12 protein-coding genes, 2 pseudogenes and 1 riboswitch are annotated in these 12,038 nt (G+C 73.1%); of the genes and pseudogenes, 5 read left to right on the forward strand and 9 right to left on the reverse strand.

The features are described 5' to 3' along the window. Nucleotide 1: 1 nt before the first annotated feature. The gene (locus tag M6G08_RS30795; protein WP_272590404.1) at nucleotides 2-724 is read left to right on the forward strand and encodes a lysophospholipid acyltransferase family protein; all 723 of its coding nucleotides are present in this window, start codon (nucleotides 2-4) and stop codon (nucleotides 722-724) included. Between the two features lie 77 nt (nucleotides 725-801). Further along, nucleotides 802-1,836 (forward strand): NAD-dependent epimerase/dehydratase family protein, encoded by a 1,035-nt coding sequence (locus M6G08_RS30800; RefSeq protein WP_272590405.1) that lies wholly within the window; start codon nucleotides 802-804, stop codon nucleotides 1,834-1,836. A 60-nt stretch (nucleotides 1,837-1,896) separates the two neighbouring features. Here M6G08_RS30800 and M6G08_RS30805 read toward each other — a convergent pair whose 3' ends face one another. The 8 genes from M6G08_RS30805 to M6G08_RS30840 form a co-directional block, all read right to left on the reverse strand. After that, complete coding sequence (locus tag M6G08_RS30805; protein ID WP_272590406.1) at nucleotides 1,897-3,510, reverse strand: alpha/beta hydrolase; 1,614 nt, start codon at nucleotides 3,508-3,510, stop codon at nucleotides 1,897-1,899. 127 nt (nucleotides 3,511-3,637) lie between these two features. Further along, entirely contained in the window at nucleotides 3,638-4,408 is a 771-nt protein-coding gene (locus tag M6G08_RS30810; protein WP_272590407.1) for an urease accessory protein UreD, read from the reverse strand. Further along, nucleotides 4,396-5,070, reverse strand: coding sequence for an urease accessory protein UreG (gene ureG / locus M6G08_RS30815; RefSeq protein WP_272590408.1), 675 nt, complete (start codon nucleotides 5,068-5,070; stop codon nucleotides 4,396-4,398). Before ureG ends, M6G08_RS30810 begins: the two co-directional genes overlap by 13 nt. A gap of 161 nt (nucleotides 5,071-5,231) precedes the next feature. Then, complete coding sequence (locus M6G08_RS30820) at nucleotides 5,232-5,906, reverse strand: urease accessory protein UreF (protein ID WP_272590409.1); 675 nt, start codon at nucleotides 5,904-5,906, stop codon at nucleotides 5,232-5,234. Nucleotides 5,907-5,914: 8 nt separating this feature from the next. After that, on the reverse strand, nucleotides 5,915-7,636 hold the full coding sequence (locus tag M6G08_RS30825; RefSeq protein ID WP_272590410.1) for an urease subunit alpha: 1,722 nt from the start codon (nucleotides 7,634-7,636) through the stop codon (nucleotides 5,915-5,917). After that, nucleotides 7,629-7,940, reverse strand: a complete 312-nt coding sequence (locus M6G08_RS30830) for an urease subunit beta (RefSeq protein WP_217250446.1) — start codon at nucleotides 7,938-7,940, stop codon at nucleotides 7,629-7,631. Before M6G08_RS30830 ends, M6G08_RS30825 begins: the two co-directional genes overlap by 8 nt. A gap of 14 nt (nucleotides 7,941-7,954) precedes the next feature. Beyond that, on the reverse strand, nucleotides 7,955-8,257 hold the full coding sequence (locus M6G08_RS30835) for an urease subunit gamma (protein WP_272590411.1): 303 nt from the start codon (nucleotides 8,255-8,257) through the stop codon (nucleotides 7,955-7,957). Nucleotides 8,258-8,421: 164 nt separating this feature from the next. Further along, nucleotides 8,422-9,075 (reverse strand): TetR/AcrR family transcriptional regulator, encoded by a 654-nt coding sequence (locus M6G08_RS30840; protein ID WP_272590412.1) that lies wholly within the window; start codon nucleotides 9,073-9,075, stop codon nucleotides 8,422-8,424. Nucleotides 9,076-9,181: 106 nt separating this feature from the next. Here M6G08_RS30840 and M6G08_RS30845 point away from each other — a divergent pair, with 106 nt between their 5' ends. Continuing rightward, nucleotides 9,182-10,171, forward strand: a complete 990-nt coding sequence (locus M6G08_RS30845) for an ABC transporter permease (protein WP_272590413.1) — start codon at nucleotides 9,182-9,184, stop codon at nucleotides 10,169-10,171. A 362-nt stretch (nucleotides 10,172-10,533) separates the two neighbouring features. On the opposite strand, the pseudogene M6G08_RS30850 reads toward M6G08_RS30845, so the two are convergent. Beyond that, nucleotides 10,534-10,812 (reverse strand): annotated as a pseudogene (locus M6G08_RS30850) (type II toxin-antitoxin system Phd/YefM family antitoxin); the annotation flags it as partial. 112 nt (nucleotides 10,813-10,924) lie between these two features. On the opposite strand from M6G08_RS30850, the gene M6G08_RS30855 reads away from it, so the two are divergent. Both M6G08_RS30855 and M6G08_RS30860 read left to right on the forward strand, forming a co-directional pair. Continuing rightward, on the forward strand, nucleotides 10,925-11,284 hold the full coding sequence (locus M6G08_RS30855) for a VOC family protein (RefSeq protein ID WP_272590414.1): 360 nt from the start codon (nucleotides 10,925-10,927) through the stop codon (nucleotides 11,282-11,284). Nucleotides 11,285-11,338: 54 nt separating this feature from the next. Continuing rightward, nucleotides 11,339-11,522 (forward strand): annotated as a pseudogene (locus M6G08_RS30860) (hypothetical protein); the annotation flags it as partial. 370 nt (nucleotides 11,523-11,892) lie between these two features. Continuing rightward, nucleotides 11,893-12,037: riboswitch (cyclic di-AMP (ydaO/yuaA leader) on the forward strand. Nucleotide 12,038: the final 1 nt, after the last annotated feature.

Consider the following 12,038-nt stretch of genomic DNA (forward strand, 5'->3'; position numbering starts at 1 on the left):
CGTGTTCTACTACGTGCTCAAGTACGTGCTGCTGGGCCCGCTGCTGAGAGTCGTCTTCCGGCCCAGGATCGAGGGCCTGGACCACGTGCCCGCGTCGGGGGCGGCGATCGTCGCCGGGAACCACCTCTCCTTCTCGGACCACTTCCTGATGCCCGCGGTGCTCAGGCGCCGCATCACCTTCCTCGCCAAGGCCGAGTACTTCACCGGCCCGGGCCTCAAGGGCCGGCTGACCGCGTTCTTCTTCCGCAGCGCCGGGCAGATCCCCGTCGACCGCTCCGGCAAGGAGGCGGGGCAGGCCGCGATCCGCGAGGGCCTCGGCGTCCTGGGCAAGGACGAACTGCTCGGCATCTATCCGGAGGGCACCCGCTCGCACGACGGCCGGCTCTACAAGGGCAAGGTCGGGGTGGCGGTCATGGCGCTCAGGGCGGGGGTGCCGGTGGTGCCCTGCGCGATGATCGGCACGTTCGAGGCGCAGCCCCCCGGCCGCAGGATCCCCAGGCTGCACCCCGTGGTGATCCGGTTCGGCGAGCCGCTGGACTTCTCCCGCTACGCCGGCATGGAGGGCGAGAAGGCCGTGCTGCGCGCGGTCACCGACGAGATCCTGTACGCGATCATGTCGCTGTCCGGCCAGGAGTACGTCGACCGGTACGCGGCCGACGTCAAGGCCGAGGAGGCCGAGAGGGCGGCGAAGGGACCCAGGTTCCCGCGTCGGCCGCCCCGTTAGGGCATCGCGGGAGCCCGCTGTCTGCCGTCGGCAGAAGCCCGTGGCCGGGCGGCCGGGCGTGCGCCTACGGTCGCCGTATGACACGTGCTGTGGTGCTCGGAGCGACGGGACAGATCGGACGGGCGGCCGTGGGGGCGCTGGCCCGGGACGGCTGGGAGGTGACGGCCGTCTCGCGGGGCGGCGACCGGGACGCGGGCCGGCCCGGGGACGTGCGTGTGGTGCGGGCCGACCGGGAGGACGACGCGGCCCTGTCCGCGGCGGTCGGCGACGGCTGTGACGTACTGGTGGACATGGTGGCCTTCGGGGAGGGCCATGCGCGGCAACTGGTGTCGCTCGCGGGGCGGGTCGGCTCCGCGGTGGTGATCTCCAGCGTGTCGGTCTACGAGGACGACATGGGCCGCAACTTCGACACGCAGGCCGAACCGGACGGCTTCCCCCGGTACCCGGTGCCGGTGACCGAGGAGCAGCGCACGGTCCGTCCGGGCGACACCTCGTACAGCACCCGCAAGGCGGCGCTGGAGCGGGAGCTGCTCGCGGCGGGCGACCGGCTGCCGGTCACGGTGCTGCGCGCGGGCGCGGTCCACGGGCCGTACTGCCGCACCCCGCGCGAGCTGTACTTCGTGAAGCGCAATCTCGACGGACGGCGGCGGCGCGTCCTGTCCCACGGCGGTGCGAGCCGCTTCCACCCGGCGAGCGTGCACAACATCGCCGAGCTGATCCGGCTGGCCGCGCCACGTCCCGGCACCCGCGTCCTGAACGCCGTGGACCCCGACGCGCCGACGGTGGCCGAGATCGCGGCGGCGATCGACGCGGTGATGGGCGTGGAGAGCGAGGACGTCCTGCTGGACGGCCCGTCGGCGGCGGACGGCGTGGGTGACACGCCGTGGACGGTGCCCGTGCCGGTCGTGTGCGACATGGCCGAGGCGCGACGGCAGCTGGGCTACCGCCCGGTGGTCCGGTACGCCGAGACCCTGCCGGAGACGGTCGCCTTCCTCGAGGAGCGACTGGCCGGGCGCGACTGGCGCGAGGCGTTCCCGAAGATGTTCCGGAACTACGGCGACCTCTTCGACTACGCGGCGGAGGACGCCTGGCTGGCGGCGCGGCAGGACTGACGCTAGGGGGGAGGGGCGGCCGGATCGGACCGGCCGCCCCTCCCTAGCGCGTCGCGTTCCTTACGGCTCGGGCGTGGCGTGCGGGGCGCAGGTCACGTCCCTGGCGTCCACCTTCCCGGTGAGCAGGTAGGTGTCCACCCGGTCGTTGACGCACGGGTTGACCAGCCCGGTCACACCGTGCGAGCCGGCGTCCCGCTCGGTGATCAGGCGCGAGCCCTCGAACCGCTTGTGCAGTTCGACGGCGCCCGCGTACGGGGTGGCCGCGTCCCGCTCGGACTGGACGATCAGCACCGGCGGGAGTCCCTTGCCGGTCTTGACGTTCACCGGCGTGTGCTGCTTGACCGGCCAGGTGGCGCACGGCAGGTTCATCCAGGCGTTGGCCCAGGTCATGAACGGGTGGTCGCGGTGCAGCCGGGTGTTGTCCCGGTCCCACTCGCGCCAGCTGGTGGGCCACTTGGCGTCGGCGCACTCGACGGCGGTGTAGACGGCGTTGCCGTTCTCCGCGGAGGCGTTGCCCGCGGTGTCGGACGGGTCGGGGGCGGCGGCGTCGATCAGGGCCTGGGTGTCACCCGCGACGTACTTGCTGAAGATCGTCGCGATCGGCACCCACGCCGAGTCGTAGTACGGGGCGCTCTGGAAGAAGGAGATCAGCTCGGCCGGGCCGACGACCCCGCCGAGGGGTGCCTTCTCGGCGGTGGCGCGCAGTTTCAGCCACTGGTCCTGGACCTCGGCGCGGGTGTCGCCGAGGTGGAAGGTCGCGTCGTTCTTCGCGACCCAGTCCTGCCAGTCCTTCCAGCGCTTCTCGAAGGCGACGTCCTGGTCGAGGTTGGCCTGGTACCAGATCTTGTCGCGGGACGGGTTGACGACGCTGTCGACGACCATGCGGCGCACGTGGTCCGGGAAGAGCGTGCCGTAGACCGCGCCGAGGTAGGTCCCGTAGGAGACGCCCAGGTAGTTGAGCTTCTTCTCGCCGAGCGCGGCGCGGACGACGTCGAGGTCGCGCGCGGTGTTCGGCGTGGTCATGTGCGGCAGCATCCAGCCGCTGCGCTCGTAGCAGCCCTCGGCGTACTCGCGGGCGAGCTTGCGCTGGGCGCGCTTGTCGGCCTCGGAGTCGGGCACGGGGTCCATCTTGGGCGCCTTGACGAACTCCTGCGGGTCTACGCAGGAGATGGGCGTGGACTTGCCGACGCCGCGCGGGTCGAAGCCGACGAAGTCGTAGGCCTCGGCCGTCTTCGCCCACACCTTGCTCTTGCCGGTCACGCGGGCCGGGAAGCGCAGACCGGAGCCGCCGGGGCCGCCGGGGTTGTAGATGAGTGCGCCCTGCCGCTCGGCCTTCGTGCCGGTGTTGCCGATGCGGTCGACGGCGATCTCGATCTGCCTGCCGAACGGCTTGGCGTAGTCGAGCGGCACCGTGACGTACCCGCACTGGATCGGCTTCGGCAGATTCCAGTCGGCCGGGCAGTCCTGCCAGTCGACACCCGCCCTCGCGGCGCGGGCCGCGGCGACGGCGGTGCCCCAGGCCTCGCGGTCCCAGCCCTTCCCGTGTCCCTGGCCGGCGGACGGAGCGGCGCTCGCGGCGGGCGCCGCGAGGGCGCCGGCTATCAGCGTGGCGGTGACGAGCGCTCCGGCCGAACCGAGCGCCGCCGTCCTCCGCCCCAGTCTGCTCTTCCTCAAGTGGGCCTCCCCGTACGTGTTCGCGACAAGTACGGGGATCCTCGCGGCTGTGCGTTCCCTGAGAACAGAGCCAGTACTACTTCTTTGCCAATCCGATAAACGGATATGAATGTTCGGTCGCCGGGCCTCAGCCCAGCGAGGCCAGCCCTTCCTCCAGCAGCCGCCTGAGCCGCAGTCCGTCCGGCGCCACGGCCGTCACCAGCGCGGCGGGCCCGGCGAGCGGCAGCACGGCCGCGCCCTCCGCGAAAGCGCACGCCCGCGGCGGCTCGGCGGCGAACTCCGGCCGTACGACGACCAGCTGACCGACGGCACGGCGCCCCGCCAGCCCGGCCGGACCGTCCCAGCCGCCCGGGGCGCCGGGCCCGCAGGCCAGCTCCTGGTCGAGGACGCACCGGCCGGCGACCCGTACGGTGAGACGGCTGCTGAGCCGTCCGGGTTCCTCCCCGGACCGCCCGAGCACCTGTTCCTCGCGCAGCAGCAGCCGTCCGCCGGCGGCGAGGTCGACCCGGGTGGCGACGGCCAGCTCGCTGCCCCGCGCGGAGATCAACTGTTCGGGCAGCCAGCGCAGTTCGGCATTCTCCCCGACGGTGAGCCGCACGTCGTAGCGGGCCCCGGCCTTGCCCTGGCCGGGCAGTGCGAGGGTGGCGGCGGCCGAGCCGACCCGCAGCCGGGCGCCCGGGGCCGCCTCGGCGGCCACCTCGAAGTGGTCGCCGCCGAGCGGCCCGCTCATCGCGCCGACCAGCATGACGTGGGCCTCGGCACCGCTCCCCCGGGTCCGCCGCACCGCGAGCGGCCCCTCGCCCTCCAGGACGGGCAGGACGGTGCCGCCCCGCCCGTCGCCCCGGGCGAGAACGCGCGCCCGCGCCCGGACACCGCCCGGGGTGGTCACGCGGCCCACGCGGCGATCCGGCCCCGCACCCAGTCGGCGACGTCACGGACACCGTCCGCGCCGCGCAGGGACTGCAGGATCACCGGCAGTTCACCGCGCTGCGCCTTGGCGTCGGCCGCCATCCGGGCGAGGTCGGAGCCGACGTACGGCGCGAGGTCGGTCTTGTTGACGATCAGCAGGTCGGCGGTGCTGACGCCGGGCCCGCCCTTGCGCGGGATGTCGTCACCGCCGGCCACGTCGATCACGAAGATCTGGGCGTCGACCAGGCCCTTGGAGAAGGTGGCGGTGAGATTGTCGCCGCCGGACTCGACCAGGACCAGGTCCAGCGGGCCGACCTCCTCCTCGAGGTCCTCCACCGCTTCGAGGTTGGCGGAGATGTCGTCCCGGATCGCGGTGTGCGGGCAGGCGCCGGTCTCGACGGCGCTGATCCGCTCCGGCGGCAGCACGGCCTCGCGGAGCAGGAACTCGGCGTCCTCGCGGGTGTAGATGTCGTTGGTGACGACGGCGAGGGACAACTCCTCGCGCAGCGCCCGGCAGAGCGCGGCGACGGTCGCGGTCTTGCCCGACCCGACCGGCCCGCCGAGCCCGATCCGCAGGGCCCGTCGGCTCCCGTCGGGCCGGTGGGCGTCGGCGGAGACGGCGGGGGTGGCGTGGTGATCACCAAGATGCACGATACGGCTCCTGACGAAGTAGGGGGCCGGCCCTCTCAGCCCGTCCTGGGCCCCTCTGGGGGAGTTTGAGGACGAGACCGTTCAGGCCGACGGGGGTCCAGGGGACGGAGCCCCCTGGGGGTGGGGATGGGAAAGGGCGGCGGGGGCGAAGAAGAACGCCGCTACGAGGCGAACAACCGCACAGCCCAAGCGGCATGCGCCTCCGCCCCGGTCTCCAGCAACGGCGCCGACCGCGCGGGCAGCACGTCGACCCCCTCGGTCACGGCCGCCCGCCCCGCCTGAACGGCGTCCCGCGCCACCCGGTCGAGGTCGGCCGCGAGCCGCGCGAGTACGCCGGTCGCGTCGAACGGGTCGAGGGAGAGCAGCCGCACGACGGCCGTCGCCGGCCCGCTCACCCCCTCGTAGGCGGAGCAGTACGCCGCGTCCAGCGGCCCGAGCCCGGCCGCGCGGGCGGTCAGCCCGAGGACGACGGGCTGGTGGGCGCCCTTGGGGAATCTCCGCGCCAGCGCGTCGAGTTCCGGATGCGGCCAGGTGGTGCGAGCGGCCCGCATCAGCTGCCGCCCGAGTCTGCGCGCCGCCACCCGCAGGGCGGGCGACGGTGTACGGGCGTCCGCGGCCAGGTCGAGTTCGCCGGGGTCGACGCCGAGGGACGCGGCCGCCGCGAGCGATGCCGCGACGGCCCCGCTCGTGTGCAGCCGCCCCCGGCAGAACTCCTCCAGGCTCGCGGCGTCGGTGATGTGTCCCGCCCGGACGGCGGCCTCCGCCCCGCCGGAGTGGGCGTGCCCTCCGGCGGGGAAGCGGCCGTCCGCGAGGACGAGCAGCGCTGCGCGGCTCACGTCGCCGCTCAGAAGAGGAAGTACCGCTGCGCGAGCGGCAGTTCGGCGACGGGCGCGGGTTCGACGAGCTCGCCGTCGATGGTCACCGCGAAGGAGTCCGCGGCGACCTCGACGCGCGGCAGGGCGTCGTTCTGCCGCATGTCCGCCTTGGTGCGGCCCCGGGTCGACCGGATGGGCACCAGCTCGCGTCCGATGCCCAGGCGTTCCGGCAGTCCGTCCTCGATGGCCGCCTCGGCCACGAAGGCGACCGAGTTGGCGGCGGGCGCCGTGCCATGGGCGCCGAACATCGGGCGCGGCAGGACCGGCTGCGGGGTCGGGATGGAGGCGTTGGCATCGCCCATCTGCGCGTACGCGATCTGTCCGCCCTTGAGCACCAGCTGCGGCTTCACCCCGAAGAACTTCGGGTCCCACAGCACCAGGTCGGCCAGCTTGCCGGTCTCCACGGAGCCGACCTCGTGCTCGATACCCTGGGCGACGGCGGCGTTGATGGTGTACTTGGCGACATAGCGACGCGCGCGCAGATTGTCGGCCCGGAGGTCACCGGGGAGGAAGCCGCGGCGCCGCTTCATCACGTGCGCCGTCTGCCAGGTGCGCAGGATCACCTCGCCGATGCGGCCCATGGCCTGGGCGTCCGACGCCATGATGGAGATCGCCCCCATGTCGTGGAGGATGTCCTCGGCCGCGATGGTGCTGGGCCGGATGCGGGACTCGGCGAAGGCCAGGTCCTCGGGGACCGCCGGGTTCAGGTGGTGGCAGACCATCAGCATGTCGAGGTGCTCCTCGACGGTGTTGACGGTGTGCGGCCGGGTCGGATTGGTGGACGCCGGCAGCACGTTGGGCAGCGAGACGGCCGTGATCATGTCAGGCGCGTGGCCGCCGCCGGCGCCCTCGACGTGGAAGGCGTGCAGAGTGCGGCCGGCGACCGCGTCGAAGGTGTCGCCGACGAAGCCGGCCTCGTTCAGGGTGTCGGTGTGCACGGCGAGCTGGACGCCGGACTCCTCGCACACGTCCAGGCAGGCGGAGATCACCGCCGGAGTCGCGCCCCAGTCCTCGTGGATCTTGAAGCCGAGGATGCCGGCGCGCAGCTGGTCGCGCATGGACTCCTTGGCCATGGTGCTGCCCTTGCCCAGGAAGCCGATGTTGACGGGGCTGGACTCCAGGGCGGCGAACATCCGTGCCAGGTGCCAGGAGCCCGGGGTGACGGTCGTCGCCTTGCTGCCCTCGGCGGGGCCCGTGCCGCCGCCGATGAGCGTGGTGATGCCGGAGGCGAGGGCCTCGTCGACGGCGACCGGCGAGATGAAGTGGACGTGCGTGTCGATGCCGCCCGCGGTGACGATCTTGCCGTTGCCCGCGATGACCTCCGTCTCGGGGCCGATGACGAGGTCGGGGTGGACGCCGTCCATGGTCTCGGGGTTGCCGGCCTTGCCGATGCCGGTGATCCGGCCGTCGCGGATGCCGATGTCGGCCTTGACGACGCCCCAGTGGTCGATGATCACGGCGCCGGTGACAACGGTGTCGGGGGCGCCGTCGGCTCGGCCGGCCCGGGACTGGCCCATGGACTCGCGCAGCACCTTGCCGCCGCCGAAGACGGCCTCGTCGCCGGAGCGGCCGGGGCCGCCGGAGCGGTCCTCCTCGATCTCGACGAGGAGGTCGGTGTCGGCGAGGCGGACGCGGTCGCCGGTGGTCGGGCCGAACAGGTCGGCGTATGCGGTACGGGAAAGCTCAGGCATCGAGGGCACCTCCGGTCTCGCCGCGCAGCCCCAGGACGACGCGGGCGCCCGCGAGGGGCACGAGCTCCACGTCGACCGGGATACCGGGCTCGAAGCGGACGGCGGTGCCGGCGGCGATGTTCAGCCGCTTGCCGCGGGCCGCGGCGCGGTCGAAGTCGAGACCGGGGTTGGCCTCGGCGAAGTGGTAGTGGGAGCCGACCTGGACGGGCCGGTCGGCGGTGTTGAGCACGGTCAGGCGGACGCTCGGGCGTCCCTCGTTGAAGGCGACCGGCTCGTCGGCGAAGAGGATCTCTCCGGGAATCATGGCTGCCGTCCCCGTCAGATGATCGGATCGTGGACGGTGACCAGCTTGGTGCCGTCGGGGAAAGTGGCTTCGACCTGCACGTCGTGGATCATCTCGGGGATCCCGTCCATGACCTCGCCACGCTGGATCAGCTTGCGTCCGGAGGCCATGAGTTCGCCGACCGTGCGGCCGTCCCGGGCACCTTCGAGGATGTGCGAGGTGATCAGGGCGACCACCTCGGGATGGTTGAGCTTCACGCCACGTGCGCGGCGCTTCTCGGCCACGTCCGCGGCCACATGGATGAGCAGTCTCTCCTGCTCGTGCGGGGTCAGTTGCATTTACCACCTCACAGGGCATGACGCCAGGACCGGGCGTCCGGCTGCCGCGGCCACCGCGACGGCTCTAGATGTAACACACATGAATGCGCTGGAATGCACACGCCGGTGCTCGAAAACCGCAGGTGGATCGGGGTGGAGAGTAGGGCTAGAGTGTTTCCGCCGCGTCACGCTTTCTTGACCGACTGATTACCGGTGCCGTCGGTGGCTTCCCGCATGCTCAACAGCCCTCGCACACCCGTCTGGAGAGCCTCCGGGGAGAAGCTGCCGAACAGCGCGTACTGGGCCCCGAAGCCCTGCACCGTCGCCATCAGCGTCCGGGCCACCGCGTCCGGGTCGACGTCGTCGCGCATCATGCCCGCTTCCTGATAGCGGACGACGACCTTCGCCCAGGACGCGAGGACCTTGGCGAAGCCCTCGTCGAGCAGGGCGGACAGCGTCTCGTTGCGCAGCGTCTCGGTCCAGGCCTGGATCATGAGCCGCGGAAACAGCCAACGACCGTCCTCCGTCAGCGCGGGCCGCTCCCGCGCCATGTGCGCCAGGGTGCGGGCGATGAGCTCGTCGGGCATGGCCGGCGGGTCCTCCTGCGCCGCCCGCTCGTACACGTCCCGGATGGCGCCCAGCACCTCGGCGACGACGGCCTCGATCAGCTCCTCCTTGCCGCTGAAGTAGCGGTAGACGGCCCCCGCCGAGAGGTCGACCTCCTTCAGCACGTCCTGCATCGACGTGGCGTGGAAGCCGTTGCGGGCGAAGCAGAGCGCGGCGCCGTCGAGGATCTGCCGGCGGCGGGCGTCGAGGTGTTCCTGGGATACGCGAGCCATGACACCAAATCTAAAACGAACATTCCTTCTTGACAAGGGGAGCCCGGCGGCCGCACGGTGGAACCACAGTTAAAAACGAACGATCCTTCTTTTTTGAGGAGTCCTCATGGACACGCGTCGCCTGATCGCCGTGATCGTCCTGGTCCCCGTGCTGGTCTCCCTGGCCCTGTGGGCCTTCGCGTGGCCGGCCTCCCGTACGGCGCCCCGTGATCTGCCGCTCGGTGTGGCGGGGCCGCCGGCCGCGGTGGCGCGGGTCGAGCAGCGGCTCGCCCAGCGCGAGGGCGCCTTCGAGCTCCACCGCTACGCCGACGAGGCCGCGGCCCGCGACGCCGTCGAGGACCGGACCGTGTACGGCGCGGTGGTGACCGGCGGTGACGGCGTGAAGCTGCTCACCGCGTCCGCCGCGAGCCCGGCCGTCGCGCAGTCGCTGCGGCAGGCGGTGACCGGGCAGGCGTCCGCCACGGGGTCCGCCGTCCAGGTCGTCGACGTGGTGCCCGCACCCGGTGCGGATCCGCGCGGCGCGGCACTGAGCGCGAGTGTGCTGCCGCTGGCGCTGGCCGGGATCGCGACGGGCGCGGTGGCGACCCTGCTGGGGCTGCGGGGCCTGCGCGCGGTCCTCGCACTGGTCGGCGCGGCGGCCCTGACCGGGCTGGTCGCGGCGGCGATCGCGCACAGCTGGCTCGGTGCGCTCACCGGGGACTGGTGGATCGTGGCCGGGGTGTTCGGACTGTCGACCCTGGCCGTGGCCGCGGGCGTCGCCGGGCTGGCGGCGCTGCTCGGCCGCGCGGGTCTCGCGCTGGGCGGAGCGGTGATGATGCTGCTGGGCAACCCCTTCTCCGCGGCTTCCTCGGCACCGGAGATGCTGCCGGAGCCGGCCGGGGTGATCGGGCAGTGGCTGCCGCCGGGTGCGGGCGCCTCGCTGCTGCGCTCGGTGTCGTTCTTCGACGGTGCGGCGGCCACCGGCCCGGCGCTGACCCTCGCCTGGTGGGCGCTGCTGGGCCTGGGGGCGATCCTGGTGGGCGGTGCCCTGCGACGGCGCACGCGCGGCACGATCCCGGCACCGGACCGGGCACCGGCACCCGCCCCGGTCGCCTGAGAAGCCTGGCCACCCGGGCCGCGCGTACGTCCGGCACGGCGGCGCGCCGACCGCGAGCGGCAGGCCCCGCCGCGCCGCGTGGACTACCACCCCGGTGTCCCGGCCGGCTCCCGGCACGGGACACCGCGGGCCCGCCTCGCGGAACTCCGCCGCCGACGGCGCGCCGCGCACGGTACCCGCGCGGCGCCCCGCACACACAGCGCGGACACCCTCACCGGACCACGAACGCCACACCCCGCCGACCACCACCCCGACCCCCCGACCTGACCCCAGCACGGGACACCCCAGCCCCGCCTCGCGCAACGCCGCCGTCGGCAACGGACCGCGGCGCCCCGTACCGCGATGTGCTCGAGCTTCCCCCAGGACGGGTTCGGCCCCCGGTGTTCCGCCGCGATGCCGAGGCGACGAGGCTCCGCGGGTGCGGAGGCGGTGGTGTCGCGGGCACGGGAGACCGAGGCGACCACCTGGGCCCCGGCCTGCTCCTGAGGAGCCTTGAGGCGCTCGAGGTCGGCGGCGGAGACCAGGGCGACGAGCGGCTTGCCGTGGCGGGTCACGACGGCCCGCTCACCGCCGTACACCACTCGGTCGATCAGGTCCGCCGGCTCAGCCCTGGCTTGCGTCACCGGAATCCCGTAGGCCATGCCCTCCAGCGCACGGTCCGGGGCCGGACGACCGGCTGCGCCACCGTGCGGCGGGGAGGACGATGGGGGCAGGGGCGTGCGCACACAGGCCACCGGCCGTCAGGAGTACCCCATGGCAGGCGAACCGTCCTTCTTCGAGCTCGGTGTGGCGGACCCGGAACGGGGACGCGCCTTCTACGGCGGCTTGTTCGGCTGGACCCTGGAACCCGGCCCCTCGGGGCGTGGATTCGCCATCGGTACGGGCGGCGTGCCGGGCGGCCTCCACGGGGGCGACGCGGGGGCCTCGCCGTACCTCTTCTTCCGCGTCGACGACCTGGACGCCGCCCTGGCCCGGGTACGGGAGCTGGGCGGCTCCGTCGAGGACCCCGGTGAGGAGGACGCCGGGTCGGCGGCCCGGTTCGGCCGCTTCGCGCTGTGCCGGGACAACCAAGGCTCCGCCTTCGGCCTGCACCAGCCGCCGAGCGTCGGCTGACGCCCCCTGATCGCCCCTTGCAGCCGCCGACGAACGCGTGATCCTCCCCAATGCCGCGCGCTGCACGCCGACCAGGCGTTGGTGGGGAGGGCGAGCGCCCTGCGTGACTCGCTCGCGGTCATGCGCCGGCGGGGCGAGACGGCGGAGCTGCACGCCACCGCACCCCCGGGCGCTGCGCGTGCCGGACGGGGAACGGCGTACGGCCCGGGGCAGTCTTCCGCCGGCTTCCGGCAGTTGAGTAACGCGGCGTCGAAACGGGCCGAACGGCGTACCCCCTTCCGGCGTAGGAACACCTCGGATTTCCGGGCCTCCGCGGTTGCGCGGGCCGTGCGCCCCGGCGCCGGAACGACTCACTCCGCCGCTGGTCCCGGCATCGTCACCAGCTTCGACGGGGAGCCGAACGGAGCGCCGCCCACCCGAACGGATGAGTGGTGAGTAACAACACAAAGGGCACGTTCCGTTGGGATTTTCCCACCGGGCGGGACAAGATCCGTGACTGACGACAAGCCCCCGCCGCAGCGGCGGGGCGGTCCGGGCGGACGCCGAGTCCTGCCGCCGTCCGGACGACCGGTCGACAGGAGTGGATCGGCAGGAGTGGAGGACCCGAGCACGACGGGTCGCCGGTACGGCCGTCTCCGGGAGGAGGACGCCGCGCCGAGCAGCCCTTGGGGTGAAGCCGCACCCGTGCGGCCGGGCAACTTCGCCAGCCCGAATCCGACAGGTCATCCTTCACAGGCGGCTGACGAAGGGTTGC

This window comes from Streptomyces sp. M92 (genome assembly GCF_028473745.1).
GTDB lineage: Bacteria > Actinomycetota > Actinomycetes > Streptomycetales > Streptomycetaceae > Streptomyces.

Excerpts from the sequence above, each read along its gene's own strand:
- M6G08_RS30840 (WP_272590412.1), bottom strand. The coding sequence starts at position 9,075 with ATGGCTCGCGTATCCCAGGAACACCTCGACGCCCGCCGCCGGCAGATC.
- M6G08_RS30855 (WP_272590414.1), top strand. The coding sequence starts at position 10,925 with ATGGCAGGCGAACCGTCCTTCTTCGAGCTCGGTGTGGCGGACCCGGAA.
- M6G08_RS30845 (WP_272590413.1), top strand. The coding sequence starts at position 9,182 with ATGGACACGCGTCGCCTGATCGCCGTGATCGTCCTGGTCCCCGTGCTG.
- M6G08_RS30825 (WP_272590410.1), bottom strand. The coding sequence starts at position 7,636 with ATGCCTGAGCTTTCCCGTACCGCATACGCCGACCTGTTCGGCCCGACC.
- M6G08_RS30830 (WP_217250446.1), bottom strand. The coding sequence starts at position 7,940 with ATGATTCCCGGAGAGATCCTCTTCGCCGACGAGCCGGTCGCCTTCAAC.
- M6G08_RS30800 (WP_272590405.1), top strand. The coding sequence starts at position 802 with ATGACACGTGCTGTGGTGCTCGGAGCGACGGGACAGATCGGACGGGCG.
- M6G08_RS30835 (WP_272590411.1), bottom strand. The coding sequence starts at position 8,257 with ATGCAACTGACCCCGCACGAGCAGGAGAGACTGCTCATCCATGTGGCC.